The organism is Pseudomonas putida, from assembly GCF_050990305.1.
GTDB classification, from domain to species: Bacteria; Pseudomonadota; Gammaproteobacteria; order Pseudomonadales; family Pseudomonadaceae; genus Aquipseudomonas; species Aquipseudomonas putida_AH.
In genome coordinates, this window is the sequence record NZ_CP158817.1 from 1,900,094 (window position 1) to 1,921,382 (window position 21,289).

Consider the following 21,289-nt stretch of genomic DNA (forward strand, 5'->3'; position numbering starts at 1 on the left):
GCATATGCCAGCCCGGGTTTCATCAGCTTTTCATCAGGATTCAACGCGTCATGTCTTTCATCCTGCCGACCCTTGATCGTCAGGCCGCGAAGGAGATTGGCGTGCACATCGACTCACTCAGCGCCCCAGGTTTGCCCGATGCCCGTTTCAGCGAGCGGGTGCTGCACCTGCGCGTCGGCGAATCCCCCGTGCATCTCGCCTCGGCCTGTCATCTACCTGCCGGTTGGGAAGGGTTGATTGCGATGAACCCTGTCATCGAGGTGGGCGCAGGTGTGCAAGCCCTGCCGGTTCCACAAGCGTGGCTGGTGAAGCTGCAAGTGTTCATCGACCTGGGGAACGCGCTGAAGGATCAACGCACCAGCGATGCACCCTGGGCGGTTTTGCCGGTGGCGTGTTCGACCGTTCAGTGCCAGAGCGTGCTCGAGCGCTGGTACATCGAGCAGGCCATGGCCGGTGGCGCGGCTTATCAGGCGTTTGCCGGTGTGCTGCGTCATACCGAGGATTACGGGCTTGTGCGCTTCCTGCTGGAACAGGGCACCCACAGCGAAAAGCTGACCACCCTGGCCCAGCGTTATGGGGTGTCCGTGTCGCATTTTCGTCGGTTATGCCGACAGGCGCTGGGCACGGCAGCCAAGCCTGCCTTGCGCGGCTGGCGAACCGCCCAGGCGCTGTTGAACATGAGTCTGCAGGACGGCTCGCTGACGGATGTGGCGTTGGAGTTCGGTTTTGCCTCTTCGTCGCATTTCTCCAGGGAAATCCGCGAACTGGTCGGTTTCACGCCCAGCAGCCTGGCCGACATTACCTACCTTTCAGGCAAGTGAGCCAATGAACTGCCGATCGCTATCCCTGTTGCGCATTTCCTTGAGCGCTGCGTTGCTGCTTGCGCCCTTTGCCACACAGGCTGATGTCTACAATTTCGAGGCCCGCGAACAAAGCGCCCGCACCTTTTTCAGCGAGCTGTCCGGGCCACTGGGCAAGCCAGTGATCGTCAGCAAGGCGGCTGCTGCCAAGCGGATTTCCGGCACGTTCGATCTGCGTACTCCGCAACGAACCTTTGAGCGGACCGCTTCGAAAATGGGCTTGATCTGGTACAGCGACGGTCAGGCGATTTATCTGTACGACGCTCCAGAAATCAAAAGTTCGATGGTGTCGTTGCAGACCCTGACGGTGGCCAGGCTTCAAGCGTTCCTAGAACGTTCCGGGTTGCACGACGGTCGTTATCCATTGCGCCACGACGGCCTGCGGACCTTCCATGTCTCGGGTCCGCCGATGTATGTCGATCTGGTGGTGCAAGCGGCCGGGATGATGGATAACCAGCGCTCGGAACTGTTGCTGGGCAAGCAGCAGATCGGTGTCATCCAGGTGCGCAACACCTTTGTCAGTGATCGTAAATATGAACTGCGCGATGACAAGGTGACCATCCCTGGGCTTGCCACCGTGATCGAACAATTGCTGCGTGGTGAGAAGCGAGACGTGGAGTCGGCGGTGGCACACGTGCCGGCACAGCGGCCGCAGGGGCTGATGCCGGCATTTCCGCTGGAAGGGTTGGCAACCAACCTTTCGGATCAAGACCCGGCAGCGCCACGCATCATTGCGCGCGATACCGCCGCTGGAAACATCCGGGTGGTGGCCTATCCCGACACCAACAGCCTGCTGGTCAAGGGTTTGCCGGAGCAGGTGCGTTTCATCGAAAACCTGGTAAGCGCTCTGGATACTTCGAAGCGACACGTGGAGTTGTCGTTGTGGATCATTGATCTGCACAAGGACGAGCTCAATCAGTTGGGCATCAATTGGCAAGGCGCCGTGAATTCGGGCGGGAAGTTTTCCGCATCGCTCAATGCTGGGTCGGCAACCACTCTGGATGGCGCATCGTTCGTGACCCAGGTCATGGCACTGGAGCGCACCAACCGGGCGAACGTGGTTTCTCGGCCTGTCATCCTCACGCAGGAAAACGTGCCGGCGATCTTCGACAACAACCGCACGTTTTATGCCCCGTTGGTGGGGGAGCGCAGTGTCGATTTGCAGCACGTGACCTACGGCACGCTGGTCAGCGTGTTGCCCCGTTTCGCCCACGCGGACGAGGTCGAAATGTCACTCAATATCGAAGACGGCAACGAAGTCGAAAGCCCTGATCAGGGCAAGCAACCGGGTACATTGCCGACCGTCGGTCGCACCCGTATCAGCACGGTGGCGCGGGTGCCCCAGGGCAAGAGCCTGTTGGTGGGCGGTTTCACCCGTGATGATCACAGCGAACAAATCGGGCGAGTCCCGGTGCTGGGGTCGATCCCGTGGGTCGGGCGCTTGTTCAGCTATCGGCAGAGCCGCTCGGCCAACACGGTGCGAGTGTTCCTGATTCAACCCAAGGAAATTCGCGACACACTGGAACCTGGCGGCGTTGAGCCTGGCACGCAATTGCTGACCCCGGAGCAGCACGAACGCGTGCGCCAGTCCTACTTCCGGGCGGCCATCAAATGATTCTCCCGCCGATTTCCACAGGCGGACGCGCTGCCCAGGCACGGCTGAACGCCGAGAAGGCCGCCGAGCACCCGCAACCTCAAGCGGATGCCGACATTGATATCGAAGATAGCGGTTCGGCCGCCGCCGCTCATCGTTTCGTGCAGATCAGTGATGAGATGTCGGCGGCACTGGCGCAGTTTCGAGGCCGACGGCATTTCGAACTCAAGTCCGACACCCTGACCGATAATTTCGAAAGGGTCCTGGACGACGACACCGTACCCAAGGCACAGCAGATTCTCAGTCTCGCGCGGCTATCGGATAAGCCTGTCGCCTGGTTGCTGCAGATGGCGCGCAAGCTGTTTGCCGATGACAGCGACCTGGCGTTGGTGCTGCGAGAACTGTTGCGCCGAAAAAAACTGGAGCCCGCTACGCGCCAGCGCCTCGAAACGCTGCTGCAGACGGTGATTGCCCAGGCGTCTCCCAAACGCATGAACGCCGGGATCAACGCCGCCCTTAAAGCCCGGATGTTCGGAAGAAGCATGGCGGTGCGCGCTGGCCTGTTACGCGAGACCTACCGTGATTTTCTCGAGTCCGACGAAGGCCCGGTCAGTTGTTACCAGGACTGGATCGCGCTGTACGGTCCCGCTCAACGCATGAATGTGCTGGTTTTCATCGAAGCGGCGTTGCTCACCGACATCTGTGCGCAAGACCCTAGTTGCTCACGGTCGGAGTTCGGGCAGCTGCTGGCCAGGGTGACCGACCTCAAGCGTCTGCGCTCAGCCGATGAACTGTTCATCGGCCAACTGCTGGCCGATGCGTTGATCTGCCGGCACAACCCTGATGAATCGGACTGGCTGGTGTTCCTGTTGGGCGTGTTGGCTTACCCCGATGAACTCGATCAGTTGCTGCTGGGCGCGCTGGGTGAGCACCTGCTCTTGAGCCCGCACCGTGAACGTTCGACCGTGTTGCACAAGGTGCGTCGGCTGAGCCTGCAATTGCCCACGCCACTGTTTGCCGATGAAGAGGCACCGCTGCGACTGGCACAACAGTTCACGCATCTGGCCGACATCGCCTACGCCCACGAATGCATGGAACAGCGACGTCTTGGTGGTTGCCCATGAATTTTGCCCGGAACTGACCTGACATGCTCATTGTGTTTTTGCGCAACGTCGGCGCTCGCCCCGAGCTGCTGATCCTGACGCTGATGGTGATGATCATCGCCATGCTGATCATTCCCCTGCCGACAGTGCTGGTGGATTTTCTGATCGGCTTGAACATCGTCATTTCGCTGCTGGTGTTCATGTGCTCGTTCTACATCGAACGCATCCTCAGCTTTTCCACCTTCCCGGCCTTGCTGCTGTTGACCACTTTGTTTCGTCTGGCACTGTCGATCAGCACCAGTCGGCTGATCCTCAGCCAGGCCGATGCGGGGGAGATCATCGCGTCGTTCGGTGAGTTCGTGATCGGCGAAAGCCTGGTGGTGGGTTTCGTGATTTTTTCGATTGTCACCATTGTCCAGTTCATCGTGATCACCAAGGGCTCGGAACGGGTGGCGGAAGTGGCGGCGCGCTTCTCGCTGGACGGCATGCCGGGCAAGCAGATGAGCATTGATGGCGACCTCAAGGCCGGTGCGATCACGGCCGAGGAGGCCAAGGAAAAACGCAGCGTGCTGGAACGTGAGAGTCAGTTGTATGGCTCGTTCGACGGCGCGATGAAGTTCATCAAGGGCGATGCGATCGCCGGCATCATCATCATCTTCGTCAACTTCATCGGCGGCATGGCCATCGGGGTCGGGGGAATGGGCATGGACATGTCCACGGCCCTGTCGACCTACACCCTGCTGACCATCGGCGATGGCCTGGTGGCGCAGATTCCCGCGCTGTTGATCGCCATCGGCGCCGGCTTCATCGTCACCCGTGTCAACGGCGATGACAGCAACCTGGGGCGAAACATGCTCGCCCAGATGCTGGGTCATCCTTTTGTGTTGGGCGTGACGGCGCTGCTGGCTGTGGGTGTCGGCCTGCTGCCTGGTTTTCCACTGATGACCTTCCTGCCCATCGCTGCTGCTTTGGCGCTGGTGGTGTTTATCCGCCAACGCAAGGCTTCCAAAGGGGAGGGGCAGGGTGACAACCGCCCCGCGCCTGCGCAGGAGGATGCGTTGCATTCTGGATCGGGCCTGCTCGATGACGTCGACAACGTTGCCACCGAAACCGTCCCCTTAATGTTGCTGGTGCCTACGGCGCGACTGGATGAACTGAACAAGGCCCGCTGGGCGGCCCGCTTTCGCAGCCAGTTTTTCGTCGATTACGGGCTGCGCATTCCCGAACCACAGCTGCGCGCCAGCGAAGCCTTGCCGGCTCATCAAGTGGCCGTGTTGATCAATGAGGTGCGCGCCGAGCAGTTCGATATCCATTTCGATCATTGGCGTCTGCTCGACTATTCGCCGGAACTGGAATCCCTGGGGTTTGCCCTGGTGCGCGGCAACGACAGCAATCGCCTGGGTGGTGTCTGGGTCAATGCCGATGACAAGAGTCGGGTGCAGCAGTTGGGTTATCACCTGCGACCGGCTGACGAGGAATGCTACCGCTGCCTGGTCACGCTGCTGGCGCGCAATATCCAGGAATTTTTCGGCGTGCAGGAGACCAAGCAACTGCTCGACGAAATGGAAGCGAAATATCCCGACCTGCTCAAGGAAGTGTATCGCCATGTCACCGTGCAGAAGATCGCCGAAGTGCTACAGCGGTTGATCGGTGAGCGCATTTCCGTGCGCAACATGAAGCTGATTCTCGAAGCGCTGGCCCATTGGGCATCCCGGGAAAAGGACCCACTGGCGCTGGTCGAGCATGTTCGCGGTGCGTTGGCCCGCTACATCAGCAACAAGTTTGCCCAGGGCAATGATCTGCGCGTGTTGCTGTTGTCGGCGGAGTTCGAAGAGGTGGTGCGACGAGGCATCCGGCAGACCTCCGGCGGCAGTTTCATCAACCTGGAACCGGCCCAGTCGGAAGAGTTGATGGATCGACTGACCGTCGGTCTGGACAGCGTGCACATCGCACAAAAGGACATGGTGTTGCTGTGTTCGGTCGATGTGCGGCGCTACATCAAAAAATTGATCGAGGGTCGGTTCCGGGAGCTGGACGTGATGTCGTTCGGCGAAGTCTGCGAAACCGTCTCGGTCAATGTCATCAAGACCCTGTAAGGAAAACCTGCGAATGAGACCGATGGATATCGCCGATCTGCTGCGCCAAGCGCTGCGCAGCAGTGGCTGTGTGGACAGCCAGATCGGGCATTTCGACAGTCACAGTACGATTGAAATGCAGATGAAGGACTTGCCCAGTATCAACGTGGGTAACGTGGACGGGGAGGTGTGGGTGTGGGCTGCGGTGATGGCGATCGGTCCCCAACAACTGGGTCGTAGTGCCGAGCAGTTGTTGCAGATTCTGCTGCAGGGTTGTCCCTGGTCCCGCAGTGGGCAGTTGCATCTGTGCGAGGTAGAGGGCCAGCTCGAATTGCGGCTGATGTGCAATGAGCAGGCATTGAGCGATGCCGCCAGTTTTGCCCAGGCGCTGGACCATTTTGTGGTCGTGGTCGAAGAACTGTGCGGCATCCTGCGCCTGTGAGCGAGCGTCTGGAGCGCCATGCGGCTCACCCCTTGCGCTTGAGTGGACCTTTGCTCGAAGCGGCGCTGGGAAACGTGGTGATCGGCGAAGTCTGCGAGGTGCGTCGGCATTGGCGTTCGCCTGAGGTGTCGGCCAGGGCGCAGGTTATCGGTTTCAAGCCCGATGCCGTCCTGCTCAGCTTGCTGGGCGATGCGAAAGGCTTGTCCAGGGAGTCGATGATTGTGCCCACGGGGGCGTCACTGCAATTGGCTTGCGGCGATGCCTTGCTCGGCAGCGTGGTCGATCCGCAGGGCAGCATCGTCGAGCGTCTGGCGCCTTCAACAGCAATTGCACAACGAGACTGTCCCGTTGACGCCGACCCACCGTCCTACCGGCAGCGGCGCCCGGTGGTGGAGCCGTTAAACACAGGTATCCGCGTCATCGACGGCTTGCTGACTTGCGGCGTGGGCCAGCGCATCGGCATTTTCGCCGCCGCCGGCTCCGGTAAAACCACCTTGATCAACATGCTGATCAATCACACCGATGCGGATGTGTTCGTCATCGGCCTGATCGGTGAGCGCGGGCGTGAAGTGACCGAGTTCATCGAGCATCTGCGCCAGTGCGAAATACGCTCCCGCTGCGTGGTGGTGTATGCCACCTCGGATTTTTCGTCGGTGGATCGCTGTAACTCGGCCCTGCAGGCCACGGCCATCGCCGAGTACTTTCGAGATCAGGTCGGCGGGTTGTGCTTTTGCTGGACTCGTTGACGCGTTATGCCCGGGCTCGTCGTGATCTCGCCCTGGCAGCCGGTGAAGCACCGGCGCGGCGCGGTTATCCAGCCTCAGTGTTCGACGCCTTACCGCGCTTGCTGGAGCGTCCCGGCGTGACGGCGGTCGGGAGTATTACCGCCTGGTACACCGTCCTGCTGGAAAGTGACGATGAGCCGGACCCGATCGCGGAGGAGATTCGTTCCATTCTCGACGGCCATGTGTACCTCAGTCGTGCGCTCGCGGCCAAAGGTCACTACCCGGCAATCGATGTTCTGCGCAGTGTCAGCCGCGTGGCGACGCAAGTGACCTCACCTCAGGTGCAGCAATTGGCGGCGTCCACGAGGGAAACGCTGTCGCGGCTTGAGCAACTGCAGATTTTTCTCGACATGGGTGAGTACACCCAGGGCGTGGATGCTGCCAATGACCATGCGTTACAGCGCCGTGAAGCGCTCAACCAGTGGTTGCGTCAGCCGGTGGACGAATACTGCGAGCCGGACGAAACCTTGCGTCGTTTGCATGAACTCATTGCCTGATCGTCGGCGCCTGGTGGCGCTCAGTCAGTGGCGCCGACAACGCGGCGAGCAGGCTCTTCAGCATGCGCAGCGGCAATTGCAGCCGCTGCTGCTGGAGCGGGAGGGTGTCGAGGCGCAAGAGGCTGCACTGCACAACCTGTTGGCCAGCCATCACGCGAACGACTGCGTGCTCGATCACGGGCAGCTGTTGGCATTGTTGCGCAAACAGGCGGTTATCCGGCGGCAGATCGATGGGCTGCGTCTGGAGCGTGACCGGATCGATCAGCAGTGCCGAGAGGCTGAGCAGCGCTTGCTTGAGCAGCGCGAGCAACTGCGCTGTGCGCAGCGCAAACACGACAAGTACGAGCAGTCTGTCCGGCAACTGTTGCGTGAGCAACGGCTTGAGCAGGTGCGCCGTGAAGAACGAGAGGTGGAAGAGATGAGGGGAGTTGGGCGATGAAAGAGGTATCTGTGATTGCACTCATGCCGGTTCAAATTCCGGGCCCTGTCGCCGAAGATTCCATGGATGAGTTGCGAGACACGCTTGTACCGGCGCAAGAGGATGACCTGCCACAAGGTGTGCTTGAACTGATGGCGACATTGATCCTGCGCCATCGGCCCGCGATGGATGCCGGCCGCGCCGTTGCCTGGCAATCGATGGGGGCAGCCCAAGAGACTTCGCAGGTTGAACACCGGCCTGCCTCGGTGGCAAAGCCTGCTCCACAATCGGGGCCGTTGCTCAGCAAGCCGGCACCATCGTCGTTGCTCCACCCTATGGTGTCGGTTGCACCCAAGATTAATCAGGTGACTGCGCCAACGCCTTTGAACCGCCACATTTCAATTGAGCTCGAACCGGCGTTGATAGAGCGCTCGACGAGCATGGCCGACTCGCTGCAGCTCGACACAACCACGCGTTACAACGCGCCGTCGTCACCCACCGTTGATAGGCCATTGCCTGAGATCATGTCGAGCCTTCCAACCCCACGTCATGTCTGTGAAGTGGCACGACCGCCTGTCCTGTCCCCCGTACCGCTGCAACCGCTGCAACCGCTGCAACCGCTGCAACCGCTGCCTGCGCTCGATGCAGTGCTTGAATCCGTTCCAGGCCGAGGTCTGCTGCAGGTGCCGTTCAACAAAGCTTCGGCCAGTGGGCAGGTGACCATCAGCCGTGTGCCTGATGAACCCATCCGAAACCTGCAGATCAGCCCGAGCAATGCCCTGGTGTTCGAGCAACTCAAGGCGCCTTTCGAGCTGGCTCGAGAACCTGCCTGGCGACTGACCGACAGTGGTGGCGAGCAGCAGCGTCAGGGTTCCCATCAGGCGCCTGATGACGAGCAGGCCGAATACTCCGAGCATCCGGCATGAGCGCACTGAAGCTTCGCAGGGTTGATGCGCAAGCCCATGCCTGCGCGCAAGCGGTTCAACGCTGGCGGCGCGCCGGCGTTGGCGCAGGTTCGGCCAGCCTGCAAGGGCCACGCGACTATTTGCATTTTCACGCCCAAGGCGACGGCGGGGGATGGCAGGGGTTGATCGTCGCCCGTGACTGGTTGCATCACTCGCTGCCTCAGTTGCAATCGTTGCTGAAGATCGAGTGCCCATTGGCGAGCATCGTCGAGTTGTTTCGAGCAGTGCCACGACCGTTGCGGCTGGAGGTGCAAGAGTTGCATTACCGGGGGGTGGGCGACGTCGAACTGGTCGAACCGGCGCAACTGCCAACCGACGATTTGCCTTGGCTCGACACGGCGCAGGGACGTGTGTGGTTGACCCGGTTGCCCGCCCATCGCACCGCTCACGCGGCCACGGTGGACGACTCATGGTTGGGGGATTTGCCGCTGCGCCTGGAGCTGGTGCTGGGGATCAGTCATCTCGGTCGTGGACGCCGGATACGACTGAACGAAGGCGATGTCCTGCGCATCACCCAGCGCACTCAACAATGCTGGCTGGCGCGGCGATGCCTCGGCGTTTTCACCATTACTGAAGAGGGTTTACACATGCAATCGACCGTGGCTGATGCCGATGGACAGGACACCTCAGTGCCTGACCTCAGCTCCGTGCCAGTGCGCCTGGAGTTCGTGCTGGCGACCCATGAGATCAGCCTCGCCACGCTTTCGCAGATCATCGACGGGCAACTCATCCCGCTGGCTCAAGAGGCGGCGCATCGCATCGAGATCCGCGCCAACGGCAAGCCTGTTGCCCGTGGCGAACTGGTGCAACTGGATGATCAGTTGGGCGTCGAGTTGCTTGAGGTCTACAGGCACCTATCGGAACACTCGCGATGAACGATGTTTCGTTGATCGCGCTGTTGGCGTTCGCGTCCTTGCTGCCGTTTCTGGTGGCGGCGGGCACCTGCTACATCAAGTTTTCCATCGTCTTTGTCATTGTGCGCAACGCCCTGGGGTTGCAGCAGGTGCCCTCGAACATGACCCTCAACGCGATTGCCCTGATGCTGGCGATTTTTGTCATGACGCCGGTGATGAAGCAGGGCTACGGCTACTACAAGACAGAAGCGGTGGCGTTCACCGATATCGAGTCGGTGGTGAATTTTGCCGAGAACGGTCTGGGTGGTTACAAGGACTACCTTCGCAAGTACACCGACCCGGAACTGGCGCTGTTCTTTGAGCGTGCCCAAGCGGTACAGAGTGAGGCCGAGACCGACCTGCCAGCTGATGAGGAGGTCACACCGTCGCTGTTTGCGCTGCTGCCGGCGTATGCGCTGAGCGAGATCAAGAGCGCCTTCAAGATCGGCTTCTATTTGTATTTGCCCTTCGTGATCGTCGACCTGGTGATCTCCAGCATCCTGCTGGCGCTGGGCATGATGATGATGAGCCCGGTGATCATTTCGGTGCCGATCAAACTGGTGTTGTTTGTCGCGCTTGATGGCTGGGCGTTGCTGTCGACCGGGCTGGTCAAGCAATACCTGACCCTGCTGGCATAGGGCGCCGCTCATGAACGAACTGGTCTATGCCGGCAACAAAACCCTGTACCTGATCCTGTTGCTGGTGGCGTGGCCGATCATTGTTGCCACCGTAGTTGGCCTGGTGGTCGGGTTAATCCAGACCGTGACCCAGTTGCAGGAACAGACGCTGCCGTTCGGCTTCAAGCTGTTGTCGGTGGCGGCCTGTCTGTTTCTGCTCTCGGGTTGGTATGGCGAAACCCTGCTCGATTTCAGTCGCGAAGTCATGCGCCTGGCGCTGGGTTAGGCCGATGTCGGTGAGTCTGTTTTTCGATCTGTATGCACTGTTCGCTGCTGCGATTTTGGGTGTCGCGCGCCTGGCGCCGATTTTCTTCATGCTGCCGTTTCTCAACAGCAGCGTACTCACCGGTGCGGCGCGTCAGGCGGTGATTGTGCTGGTGGCGCTGGGGTTTTGGGTCTACGTCGGTGTGCCGTTGCCCACGCTTGATGGCGTGGCGTTTTTTGGCTTGCTGCTACGCGAGGCCGGGATTGGTGTCTTGTTGGGCTGTCTGTTGTGCTGGCCGTTCTGGGTGCTGCACGCCATGGGCAACCTGATCGACAACCAGCGCGGGGCGATGCTCAGCAGCACAGTGGACCCGGCCAACGGCGTCGACACCTCGGAACTGGCGAACTTTCTCCAGCTGTTCGCGGCGGCGGTGTACCTCGAAGGCGGCGGGATGCTGTTGATGCTGGAAACGGTTGGTCACAGCTACCGGATCTGTGCGCCGGTGAACGGCTGCGAGCTATACCTGCAACCGATCCTGAGCCTGTTGGATGCGCTAGTGAGCAAGACACTGGTGATCAGCGCACCGGTGGTGGCCACGCTGTTGGTCAGCGAGGCGCTGCTGGGCCTGCTCTCGCGATACGCGCCGCAGATGAACGCCTTCTCGGTATCCCTGACGGTCAAGAGCTTGGTGGCGCTGGTGGTGTTGATGCTGTATTTCGGCGTGCACCTGCCGGACGAAGTGCTGCGCATGGGCACGAAATCCCAAGTGCTGGAGCACTATCTGGCGACCGACGGGGAGGCGGTTGATGTCGTCCAGCGCTTCGAAGACTGAGAAACCCACCGCCAAGCGACTGCGCGATGCCTCACGCAAGGGGCAGACGTTCAAGGCCAAGGATCTGGTGATCACCTGCCTGACCCTGTGCGGCATCACCTACATGGTGTTCAACAGCTCGCTGCTTGAAATCATGGAGGTCTACCGACGCATCATCGCCAGCGATTTCGACGCCGACCTGCAAAAGTACTCGGCGATGCTGGTGGTCGTGGGTCTCAAGACGCTGCTGCCGCTATTGCTGGTGTGTGTCTTGACCAGTGCTCTACCCGCGTTGCTACAAAGCGGATTTGCCCTGGCCAGCGAAGCCTTGAAGCTGAACTTCGGGGCACTGAACCCGATCAACGGCTTCAAGAAATTGTTCAGCCTGCGCACGGTCAAGGACACGGTCAAGGCGCTGTTGTACCTGGGCAGTTTTGCCATGGCGCTGTGGATCGTCTGGGTCACGCAGCGCCAATTGCTGTTGGCCCAGTTGTTCGCTCAGGCACCGGACCTGTTTGCGATCTGGGGGCATTTGCTGCTGGTATTGGTGCTGGCGTTTCTGGCGTGCATCGCATTGATTGTCGTGCTCGATGCGCTGAGCGAATACGCCTTGTTCATGAAAGATCAAATGATGGACAAGGACTCGGTCAAGCGTGAACACAAGGAACAGGACGGCAATCCGGAAATAAAGGGACGCCGTCGTAACCTGCACATGGAGCTGCTATCGGAGCAGGTCAAGTCCGATGTGCGCAGCTCGCGAATGATCATCGCCAACCCCACCCACATTGCCATCGGCGTGTACTTCCGTCCGGAAATCACCGTGCTGCCGTTTATCTCCCTGATGGAAACCAACCAGCGCGCCCTGGCCGTTCGAGCCTATGCCAAGGAAGTTGGCGTGCCTGTGATCAACGACATCGCCCTGGCCCGACGGATCTACAAGACCCACCAGCGCTACAGCTTCCTGCAGGTGCAGGAAATCGAAGAAGTGCTGCGCCTGCTGATCTGGCTCGAACAAGTCGAAAACGCCTGATCCCCATGAACCGCCAACGGCCAATGGCCGCCTGTAGGAGCGAAGCTTGCTCGCGATGGACGTCAACGATAACGCGTGCGGTCTGACGAAACGCATCGCCCTCTTGACCATCGCGAGCAAGCTTCGCTCCTACAGTCGGTGGTTGACGAAGCGCTCATTCATTCCATCGTCGGCGTGAGCGCAATTTGGCAGCGTGCCCATCCGTGCTTTGGCTCAATGCAGTTGTCAGCAGCGCTGACGTTTTTTCAGGAGTGTGGCTGATGAGTCGCAACAACAAACAAGATGAACAGATCGCGCTGGATGTTGTGGATGCGGTGCTCGGTGGCGCGGCGTTAAAGGACGTGCAAGGCATCAGCGATGATCAGATGAACAGCCTGTATGCCTTCGCTTACCAGTTCTATGAGCAGGGTCGACTGGACGATGCCGAGAAGTTCTTTCACTTCCTGTGCATCTACGACTTTTACAACAGCCATTACTGGATGGGACTGGCGGCAGTGCATCAACTCAAGCAGAACCATCAGAAAGCGATCGATCTATACGCGATCGCTTTCGCCCAAGGCAAGAGCGATTGGCGGCCGATGTTTTACACCGGTCAATGCCAGCTCGCTTTGGGCAGGGTCGGCAAGGCCAGGTTGTGTTTCGAGTATGTACTTGAACAGGCCGCGCCAGACGATCTGCGCGATCAGGCCCGGGTGTATCTCGACGCACTGGGGCAAATGTAACAGCACTGTTCGGAGGACTGAACATGAGTGAAATCAGAAGCACCTTCAATACGGTCATTCAGGGGGCATTAAGCCGAACTGAAGCCTTTGAAAAATATGGAAAGGCCGCCGCCCAGGCTGCCAGGACAGAGAACTTTCAGAAAGCCGGCCAGGAGGCATTGGCGCGCCTGATGTCGGTGAATTACCAGGGGGCGCACAATGCGTCCGCAACGGGTACGGGAAGACCAGTGCTGCAGGCGCCACCGCCTGGAGCAGACGGTAACAAGCAGGAAACCAACGGCGACCTGTTTACGTTGTTGATGGCGATGATCAGCGAGCTGATCGGTGAGGTTGACGTCAACAAGCTGAAGAATCGACTGGCGATGCTGCAAACCATGGCGGGTGCCAGGCAGCAGGGGCATGAAAAACTGGCTGCCGAATACGCAGCGGCTGTCGAAGCACTAGAGGCCGCCGAAGGCGCCGTTGGTAGCAGTCAGGAGCATCTCGATCAACTGCAATCGCGTGTCCAGCATGCGCAGGGGCTGTTGGATGAATGCGAGGCACGTCTGGCGGGGCTGGATCCGGAATCACCTGAATATGCGCGTGAACTGGCGCTGCGCGACCAGCTCAAGGGCGAACTTGCGGGCCACACCCAGACCTTGCAAAAAGCCACCGATGCTCACCTGAAACTGATCGAGATTGCTAATGCCAACGCCAAAACCCTGGCCGTGGTCGCCATCAAAGTACAGGAGACAGGTCTCGGCGGTTCCTCAATCAAGGAATCCAATGAGAAGGCTCTGAGCAGCAGCGCCCTGGCTCTGCTGAACCGCTTGAAGATCATCGAGATGCTCGGCGAGGCGGCACAGAACAAGGAAGAACTCAGTCAGGAGCTGTTCCAGGAGTTGCAGGCCAGGCTTCAGGAAAAAATGCAGCTTGAGTCGGACAAGTATCTGGAAGAGGTGCGCAAGGCCGAGGCGCTGCAAAAGACCATGGGCTGCATTGGTGCCATCGTCGGGGCGATTCTGACCGTGGCGACCATCGCTGCCGGTGTGCTGACCGCCAACCCGGTGCTCATCGCCGTGGGTGTGATCGGCGCGGCGATCATGATTTCCGATGCCGTGGTCAAGGAAGCGACGGGCACTTCGTTCATGGCCGAAGCCATGAAGCCGCTGACAACCGTGATGCAGGAAGCCATCAAACTGTTCACCGAGCTCTATACCCGCTTATTGATCGCGGTGGGTGTCGATGAGCAAACCGCCAGGGACATCGCACAAATCGCCGGCATGATCCAGGGGATTGCCTCGACCCTCGCTGCGGTGGCCCTTGTAGCTGTGGTCGGGGCTCAGGTAATCGGGCCGATGGTCAGCGCCGTTGCCTCGAAACTGGCTTCGGTGGTGGCGCAGGCGGCGCCGGCAACGATGCAGGCCATGCGGCAATTGGCTTCATCACTTGGTAACTCGCTGACCCAGATGCTGACCCAGTTGCGCGGCTTCATCACCCATGGCGCCGACCCTGTGACCCTCGCCCGTTATGCCGCCAATCTGGAGATCGCTCAGGCCGTTACCGAGTTCGGCAACGTGGCGGTGCAGGGCGGATTGCAGATCCGCAGTGGGATGCACCAGGCCCAGGCTGCCGTGCATTTGGCTGATGTGAAAGTGCGGATGGCGATCAGCGAAGAAATTACCTCGTACCTCACCCGGCTGGTCGAAGACTACGGCACGGCAATGCAGGACAGAACTCGCCAGATCGAGCAGGTGTTTGCCGATTTGCAACGCAGCCATTCCGTGAGCCTGCAGATGGTTCGGCACGTTTGAACCAATAGATAAAAGGAATATTTAATGTTTACGATTTTTCCTGCTGCAAGGGCTGCACATACGCTGTTGACTCACGACTCAGTCAACGATGCCGGTCTGCTCGAAGCGAATGTCTCGAACCGGTTCTCAACGGAGCGCAAAGACAAGCGCCTGACAGATTCGGTATCTATGGATCAGATCACTGAAAAGCAAATACTCCAGAACAGTCACTCTTCGGTACCTGCGGCTGAGGAGCTTGAAAGGAAAATCAACGCACACCAGGCCACCGAGTCCGACTGGCAGGACTTTGTTGCGGGCATGAGTTTGGTGAACGATGAAGTCAGAAACGATCTGATATTCGACCCCGGCGCCTGGGAGAAACATGCCAACGTATTGGTCGCCGCCATCATCGCGCTGAACATCTCGCGGGTGGCCAACGCGCAATTGCGAGGCCACTTCAGCGTTATGGCCGCCGACGCCGCCAAGGCCCAGGGCGCCGCCATCGTCGAGTCCGGAAAAGCTGCACTGAACAGTGCAATTACTGCGGCGGTGGTTTCCGGTGCCATTGCCGGTTTTGCCATGGCCAAGACCTTTCAGGGGCAAGGGTTGAAGCATGCGGACATCAGCCTGCACAAGCGCAATTCCCTGGATGCCGGAAACATCGCAGGTGACCTCCGGCAAGATCGTGGTCGTGATAACTGGAACCCTGAAACGACCTACAAAATAAAAACCTTCGACGATTTTGGTCGCTCGACATCAGTTGATTTCAAACCCAAGGGCAGCACATTGACGCCTCAGGAGCAGGCGTGGTTCGACGGGGAGATCCTGAAGGCGCAAAAGGTCAGCCAGACCTCCGACTGGTTGAGCCAGATGGGCAGCAAGGGCATCGAAAAGAAACTTGAAATCGGTCGAGCGCTCAATGCCATGTCGATGAGTATGAGTCAGGTGGTGTCCAGCATCGTGCGCATGGCCGAGCATGAGGCACGGGAGAAAGAGGTCCTGCAGCAAAGCGCGCAGAACACTCAGAAGAGCTTGAGTGATGAGGTCGGACAGAAAGATTCGGCGGAGGCGGCGTTACTGCAAAAACTGATGGAGATGGTGATGCAACTTTTTCAATCGCGTGCTGACGTCATTCGCGCCCTCAGTGCTTGAGTAAGGGATCTACATGAGAATCAACGATTTCGTCCCGCCAGTGGCCAGACCACTGGCTGACTTCAGTATCGGCACTGATGCACCACCGCCCCCGGAAATGCCACCTGAGGTACCTGCCGGTTTTTCCCTGATGCATTTGCTTGAGCGTTCGGTGAAAACATCGAATCGTCATCTCGAGAACATGCTCAAGTGTCCGTTAGCCACGCCAAAAGTAGTGGAAGGAGGCGCAGGCGATGGGGCATCGCAAAGCTTCATCGCGGAGTTTGTCGAACAGCTCCAGGCCAAGCGTATCCGTTCACAAATGTGGACTCAGCAGATGCGTCAGTGCTTTGCGGTGTTGGCCCATTGCATGGCAACGTTGCCTTCGGAACAACGCCAGCAACTTGAAAATGAGCAAGACCGTATTTTGCGAGACCTGCTCGGACACCCTGCGCCACCCGAGATCGCCGACGAATACATAGCGATATTGACATCGTCGAATGACTTTTTCGACAAGCTCCTCGACCTCATCGATCTGATCAAGAACGGCTACCTGGCCGGTTACGAACACATCATCGCGGCTTACTCGGAATTCTTTAAGGACTTCAATGCCGAAATTACCGCGAAGCTGAAGGACTGGATCGAAGGCGCCAACGATGGCAAAGAGGTCACGTTGAACGCCGGCGCATTGAGAGCGGCTTTGGACAGTCTTCTGCAGAAATACTCCCATCCCAACCCCGCCTCGGTGTTATTCCCCAAACCCGGTGAGGGCGGCGCAAGCCGGGAGGAAGCGGAAAAATGGCGAGAAGCACTGGGCTTGCCTGCCAGTTGCCTTAAACAGAATGCTGATGGCTCTTATTGCGTCGTCATCGATACGGGACCGCTGCTGACCATGAAAAACAGCTTGCCGGCCGGCGGTACGGTGACGTGGGACACCGCGAAATTCCAAGCCTGGCAAACCGGCTTCAATGCCCAGGAAGAGCACATGAAAAACATGCTGCAGTCCTTCACGCAGAAGTATTCGAATGCCAACTCTTATCATGACAACTTCAATAAAACGCTGTCTTCACACCTTAATCAGTTTGCGGACATGTTGAAGGCGATGTTGAATTTTTGAAGTGCTTGGTGCAAGGCAGCTCATTTGCGGGGTTAACAGGCGACCGTTGCGCTGGTTTGTTTAAATCGAAGTTGTGCCTGCTTTTTGGTCGTAGTGGAGAAAGTCATGTCGGTTCTTCTGAGTTCAGAACTCGAAGTTGAGCATCAGGTAATAAAAACGCTTTCGAAGTATTTTCCGCCAAGCCACCCGAGGATCGAGTTGAACTCGCGGTTGGTGGAAGACTTGTATGCAGACTCCATCAGTCTGGTTGAAATAGTCATGGAGCTCAACGAAGTGTTCGGTCTCGAGTTGCCCGAGGCTGGCATCGAAGAGTGGAAAACGGTGAGCGATATCTGTGAGTCGATCAAGGTTGGAAAAAGCATCAAGAACTTGAGGGCTGAATAAGTGATGAATTTTCCTACGGTCTAAGTCGTATTTTCTATCGATTGCATGGCTTGTTGTACTACGGATTAGTCCCACTCAACTTCCTATAGTCACGCCGCTTGTTATCTCGAGCCCGCCCACCCGCGGGCTCGTTTGCGCTTCAGTACCTTTCTATAGAGAAGTTTCCGAGTATGGACAGTGCAACTGATCAAACGCCGGTCAGATCATTCGTTTTTGATCACTGGCAATTGCTGAGCGATGGAACGCTGATGCGAGATGGGCAAGGTGTTCACGTCCCGCCCAAAGAGTTGAGCGTATTGCGCCTGTTGCTGAAGTCAGCGGGCAAGGTGGTCAGCAAGGATCATGTGCTGGACCGGGTATGGCCCGGGATGGATGCCGCCGAGGAGTCGTTGACCCGCTGCATTTACGCGTTGCGCAAGTTGCTCAAAGAGAACAAGGATTTCATTGCGACGGTCTATGGTCAGGGTTATCGGTTCACCTTTCCAGTAGTCGAGCTCGACGCGCCGAATCAGGTGCGGACAGCGACGCCTTCGCTGGCCGTTCTGCCCTTTCGAAATCTGGACGAGTCGGTGGCATTGGATCTGCAGGATGTGATGATCCGCCAGTTGACCGCTGCGTTCGGCGAGGCATTGCACATCATTCCCTCGGGGCTGATGGCATCTTGCGGGCATCCGATGGATGTGCGGTCACTGGCGGGGCAATTGTCCGCGGATTTCTTCTTGAGTGGACGTTGTTCTGGCGCGGGTGGACAGCACCAATGGTCAGTCGAATTGATCCGGGGAAGTGATCAATCCCTTCTGCATGGACAGACGCTGAATGCCAGCGACCTCGGGGAGACGCTCGGTGCTTTGACCTGTGTGGTGGCGCAACGTATTCCCAGGCTGCGACCTATTGGTAACTCTTGCGCGTCATACCCGGCTGCGGTGGCGTATCTCAACGGCCTGTGCAGCGTGCATCAACATACACCGCAAAGCTTGCGCGATGCCTTGGTGCAGTTTCGGCATTGCCTGAAGCTCGATGCCGGGTATGCGCCGTCGTGGTGTGGCTTGGCGGATGCCTGGCTGGGACTGGCGATGATCGGACTGTGTTACCAGGGGCGTGCGCTTGAGGAGGCCCAAGCGGCAATTTCCAATGCCGTGGCGCTGGACTCAAACAACCCTCTGGTGTTGACTCGTCTGGCGCTGCTCACCAGTCTTCGTGGCTGTGAACAGGCAGCCCAAGTACTTTTCCGGCGCTGCTTATTGGTGGCTGACCAAGCAGACGTTCACTACTTTCTTGCGTGGCACCACTGGTTCTGGCGGCGCGATGAGCAGGCCGCACAGAGTATCGACATGTGTCTGCATCATGATCGGGATTGCGTACGGGCACAGGTGTTGCGGGTACGTATCGCACTGGCGCAAAGCCCCACCGAAGCTGTGCTCATGGCCCGTCGGGCCTTGCAGCAAGGTGGTACTGGCAATCCTCTGCTGGTGATTCTGCATGCCGTGGTGTTGGCGTATTTCGGTCAGCATCAGGCAGCTTGGCATGAGCTTGAACAAGTGGGTCTGGCTCAAAGTGCTGTCGGTGAGCAAGGGCAAGCAGCCTGGAACGTGCTATTTGGCGGCAACCCACTCATCGCCCGAAGCCAGTATGCAAGTTGGTTGCGCTTGATGAAGTCCCCGGACATTGGCGGGGGGCGGGGTCAGTCAGTCGTAGCGCCACTGTGGCAGTCCTTGCTGCGCTCGACAGATCTTCGGCGTCAGGAACCGGTGCTGGATGTCCCGTCACGGGATCTGCCTGCTCTCGATGATGGACGGCGTTTGGCATGAAGTCACGCAGGATCAAGTGGTTGATCGTGATTCTGTGGGTTGGAGCGCAGCAGGCTCACGCCTATTGCTGGAATCGGGCCGGGGAGCAGCATGCTATCGAGCCCGAATTGCTTCAGGCGATCGCCGATGTCGAATCAAGGCAGAGAGCGGATGCTATCAACGTCAACAAGGACGGCTCGCGGGATATCGGGCTGATGCAGATCAACAGCAGCCATCTTCCCCGATTAAGCGCCCAGGGCATCACCGAACAACGCCTGCTGGATGAGCCTTGCCTGTCGGTCGAAGTCGGTGCGTCGGTGCTGGCCGGTTTTATCGCCCGCTACGGCTATAACTGGACGGCTGTAGGCGCTTACAACGCCGGCAATTCACCCCATCGACAAGCCGCGCGTCTTCGCTATGCGCGCATGGTCTGGCAGCGCTATCAGGTGATCACGTCGCGGTGAGAGGCAATTCTGATCCTTTGCAGGTCCCAATCAGCAGAATTTGATCAGGAATCTTGCCGCCTTCGCTTCTACCTTGTCCGCTCATTTCACAGCTCCGGAGCTTGAACGGTGACAGATCTGACGGCCCCCGCATTTCGGTCCTGCGTTCTGCGGATACTCAACGGTCCGCTGCAGGGTTGCGAATTTCCCCTTGGCCAATCCTCTACCCTGTTTGTGGTCGGGGCTGTAGATCTGCTGGGGGAGGGGGTACTGACTGCCAGCGTTCCGGAGCAGGCCATCTTCATTCCCCTGGAGGACGGCGGATGCAATTTTGAGGTGCTGGCCGATCAAGCTACGGCCGATGGCTTGCCGTTGCGGGTGTTCAATGAGTCGGACGAAATACGTCACTGCGCCTTTCACGCGAGGGTGCAGATCGGCGGCCTGCAAATTGCGCTGCGTCCCGATAACCAACCCTGGGCACTTGAACGCCTGCAACCGTTACCTGACGTCTATGCCCATGCAGTCGTTGATGCCGGTTGGCGCAGAGGCTGGGCACGATGGGTCGCCGGCGGCCTGGCACTGACTGGACTGGTCTTCGTGGTGGGCTTCTGGTCGGTGCAGGAACCGACGCCGGAAACTGACATCCGCGCACTGATCGCCGGCGCCAGCGCAGAAGTTGAAGTACTGCGCGGTCGTGACGAGTCAGTTTACGTTTTTGTGTCTTCCGAACGCGATGCCAGCTGGAGCCGACAGGTGCTGATGCGCCACAACACGCACAACGGCAAAGTGCTGGTCATGGATCAGGAGCGTCGTCGATTGGAACAGTTGCTGACTGACCATGATCCACAACTGGCCTGGCATTCCATTGATCTGAAAACTCCGTCGATGCCGCGGCTGTTGCTCAGCGCTCAACGCACTCTACTGACGCCCGACAAGCAAAAAGAACTGCTCGACGCGCTGCTCGAGGTGGCGCCTTACGCCCAGGATATCGCCGTGCAACTGCAGGATGACCAGCGTCTCTCCGAACTCGCTGAGGAAGGCTTGCAACGCCTGTCTTTGGGCTTTGAGCGCGTCGAACAGGGGGACAGTGTCACGTTTGCGGTGACGGGCAACTTGCAGGATTCGCAATGGGCGGCGGTTCGCCAATACGTCGACAGCTTTTACCGGCAGTGGGGTGATCGCTACGTTCATTTCACTGTTGCGCTTGCGGACGATGCGCTCGTAGGCAAGTCGTTTCAAACCGGCCCGCAGGGCTACATCAAGATGACCTCGTCATCCTGGCATTTTCCAACTCAACGCTAACAGGTGATTCATGGCTGAAATTGGTATCCCCATCAACTTTCCCGATGACTTTCTCGGGCGGCAGGCCGATGCATTCGAAAAAGGTGCCTCCAAACTCAAGGATGCACTGGATGAGGCACTGGATAAGCTCAAGCTCGATGCGTCGGACCCGGGTCTGCTGGCCGCTTATCAGACCGCATTCTCTTCCTACACCGTGTTTCGAAACGCCCAGACCAACACGATCAAGGGGTTCAAGGACATCGACATGGCGATTATCCAGGCGGCTCGCTGATCCCT

At 58.7% G+C, this 21,289-nt stretch carries 21 protein-coding genes and 2 pseudogenes; 22 read left to right on the forward strand and 1 reads right to left on the reverse strand.

Annotated features, from left to right (window positions below; all coding sequences use genetic code 11):
* Positions 1-50 precede the first annotated feature (50 nt).
* The 5 genes from ABTV22_RS08780 to ABTV22_RS08800 are packed head-to-tail and all read left to right on the forward strand — an operon-like array spanning position 51 to position 6,074.
* A complete protein-coding gene (locus ABTV22_RS08780) occupies positions 51-821 on the forward strand; it encodes a helix-turn-helix domain-containing protein (RefSeq protein WP_433739467.1) in 771 nt (256 codons plus the stop codon).
* A 4-nt stretch (positions 822-825) separates the two neighbouring features.
* Positions 826-2,475, forward strand: coding sequence for a type III secretion system outer membrane ring subunit SctC (gene sctC, locus ABTV22_RS08785; protein ID WP_433739468.1), 1,650 nt, complete (start codon positions 826-828; stop codon positions 2,473-2,475).
* A complete protein-coding gene (sctW, locus tag ABTV22_RS08790; RefSeq protein WP_433739469.1) occupies positions 2,472-3,578 on the forward strand; it encodes a type III secretion system gatekeeper subunit SctW in 1,107 nt (368 codons plus the stop codon). Before sctC ends, sctW begins: the two co-directional genes overlap by 4 nt.
* Before the next feature lie 23 nt (positions 3,579-3,601).
* Positions 3,602-5,653, forward strand: coding sequence for an EscV/YscV/HrcV family type III secretion system export apparatus protein (locus ABTV22_RS08795; RefSeq protein WP_433739470.1), 2,052 nt, complete (start codon positions 3,602-3,604; stop codon positions 5,651-5,653).
* A gap of 13 nt (positions 5,654-5,666) precedes the next feature.
* On the forward strand, positions 5,667-6,074 hold the full coding sequence (locus tag ABTV22_RS08800; protein WP_433739471.1) for an Invasion protein B family: 408 nt from the start codon (positions 5,667-5,669) through the stop codon (positions 6,072-6,074).
* Here ABTV22_RS08800 and ABTV22_RS08805 read toward each other — a convergent pair.
* Positions 6,057-6,149: pseudogene (locus tag ABTV22_RS08805) on the reverse strand (hypothetical protein); the annotation flags it as partial. The gene ABTV22_RS08800 and the pseudogene ABTV22_RS08805 overlap by 18 nt on opposite strands.
* Here ABTV22_RS08805 and sctN point away from each other — a divergent pair.
* The 17 genes and pseudogenes from sctN to sctF all read left to right on the forward strand — a co-directional run bounded on the left by sctN (position 6,107) and on the right by sctF (position 21,284).
* Positions 6,107-7,356 (forward strand): annotated as a pseudogene (gene sctN, locus ABTV22_RS08810) (type III secretion system ATPase SctN). The pseudogenes ABTV22_RS08805 and sctN sit on opposite strands and share 43 nt — an antisense overlap.
* Positions 7,340-7,795, forward strand: coding sequence for a type III secretion protein (locus ABTV22_RS08815; protein ID WP_433739472.1), 456 nt, complete (start codon positions 7,340-7,342; stop codon positions 7,793-7,795). The pseudogene sctN and the gene ABTV22_RS08815 overlap by 17 nt, the downstream one beginning before the upstream one ends.
* Positions 7,792-8,700, forward strand: coding sequence for an invasion protein (locus ABTV22_RS08820; RefSeq protein ID WP_433739473.1), 909 nt, complete (start codon positions 7,792-7,794; stop codon positions 8,698-8,700). The genes ABTV22_RS08815 and ABTV22_RS08820 overlap by 4 nt, the downstream gene beginning before the upstream one ends.
* Positions 8,697-9,614 carry a FliM/FliN family flagellar motor switch protein gene (locus ABTV22_RS08825; protein WP_433739474.1) on the forward strand — a complete coding sequence of 306 codons (918 nt, stop codon included), beginning with the start codon at positions 8,697-8,699 and terminating at the stop codon, positions 9,612-9,614. The genes ABTV22_RS08820 and ABTV22_RS08825 overlap by 4 nt, the downstream gene beginning before the upstream one ends.
* Complete coding sequence (locus tag ABTV22_RS08830; RefSeq protein ID WP_433739475.1) at positions 9,611-10,270, forward strand: EscR/YscR/HrcR family type III secretion system export apparatus protein; 660 nt, start codon at positions 9,611-9,613, stop codon at positions 10,268-10,270. The genes ABTV22_RS08825 and ABTV22_RS08830 overlap by 4 nt, the downstream gene beginning before the upstream one ends.
* Before the next feature lie 10 nt (positions 10,271-10,280).
* Positions 10,281-10,535, forward strand: coding sequence for an EscS/YscS/HrcS family type III secretion system export apparatus protein (locus ABTV22_RS08835; RefSeq protein WP_433739476.1), 255 nt, complete (start codon positions 10,281-10,283; stop codon positions 10,533-10,535).
* Positions 10,536-10,539: 4 nt separating this feature from the next.
* Complete coding sequence (gene sctT, locus ABTV22_RS08840) at positions 10,540-11,346, forward strand: type III secretion system export apparatus subunit SctT (RefSeq protein WP_433739477.1); 807 nt, start codon at positions 10,540-10,542, stop codon at positions 11,344-11,346.
* The gene (locus tag ABTV22_RS08845; RefSeq protein WP_433739478.1) at positions 11,321-12,355 is read left to right on the forward strand and encodes an EscU/YscU/HrcU family type III secretion system export apparatus switch protein; all 1,035 of its coding nucleotides are present in this window, start codon (positions 11,321-11,323) and stop codon (positions 12,353-12,355) included. The genes sctT and ABTV22_RS08845 overlap by 26 nt, the downstream gene beginning before the upstream one ends.
* Positions 12,356-12,615: 260 nt before the next feature.
* On the forward strand, positions 12,616-13,077 hold the full coding sequence (gene sicA, locus ABTV22_RS08850; RefSeq protein ID WP_433739479.1) for a type III secretion system translocator chaperone SicA: 462 nt from the start codon (positions 12,616-12,618) through the stop codon (positions 13,075-13,077).
* A 23-nt stretch (positions 13,078-13,100) separates the two neighbouring features.
* Positions 13,101-14,870 carry a type III secretion system translocon subunit SctE gene (sctE, locus tag ABTV22_RS08855; RefSeq protein ID WP_433739480.1) on the forward strand — a complete coding sequence of 590 codons (1,770 nt, stop codon included), beginning with the start codon at positions 13,101-13,103 and terminating at the stop codon, positions 14,868-14,870.
* Between the two features lie 24 nt (positions 14,871-14,894).
* Positions 14,895-16,001, forward strand: coding sequence for a cell invasion protein (locus tag ABTV22_RS08860; RefSeq protein ID WP_433739481.1), 1,107 nt, complete (start codon positions 14,895-14,897; stop codon positions 15,999-16,001).
* A gap of 13 nt (positions 16,002-16,014) precedes the next feature.
* Positions 16,015-17,097: an IpaD/SipD/SspD family type III secretion system needle tip protein gene (locus ABTV22_RS08865; RefSeq protein WP_433739482.1), complete on the forward strand. Its 1,083-nt coding sequence runs from the start codon at positions 16,015-16,017 to the stop codon at positions 17,095-17,097.
* A gap of 105 nt (positions 17,098-17,202) precedes the next feature.
* Positions 17,203-17,481 (forward strand): phosphopantetheine-binding protein, encoded by a 279-nt coding sequence (locus ABTV22_RS08870; protein ID WP_433739483.1) that lies wholly within the window; start codon positions 17,203-17,205, stop codon positions 17,479-17,481.
* 248 nt (positions 17,482-17,729) lie between these two features.
* Positions 17,730-19,289, forward strand: a complete 1,560-nt coding sequence (locus tag ABTV22_RS08875; RefSeq protein ID WP_433739484.1) for a winged helix-turn-helix domain-containing protein — start codon at positions 17,730-17,732, stop codon at positions 19,287-19,289.
* The gene (locus ABTV22_RS08880) at positions 19,286-19,732 is read left to right on the forward strand and encodes a transglycosylase SLT domain-containing protein (protein ID WP_433739485.1); all 447 of its coding nucleotides are present in this window, start codon (positions 19,286-19,288) and stop codon (positions 19,730-19,732) included. The genes ABTV22_RS08875 and ABTV22_RS08880 overlap by 4 nt, the downstream gene beginning before the upstream one ends.
* Positions 19,733-19,840: 108 nt before the next feature.
* Complete coding sequence (locus ABTV22_RS08885) at positions 19,841-21,013, forward strand: PrgH/EprH family type III secretion apparatus protein (RefSeq protein WP_433739486.1); 1,173 nt, start codon at positions 19,841-19,843, stop codon at positions 21,011-21,013.
* Positions 21,014-21,023: 10 nt separating this feature from the next.
* A complete protein-coding gene (gene sctF, locus ABTV22_RS08890) occupies positions 21,024-21,284 on the forward strand; it encodes a type III secretion system needle filament subunit SctF (RefSeq protein WP_433739487.1) in 261 nt (86 codons plus the stop codon).
* Positions 21,285-21,289: the final 5 nt, after the last annotated feature.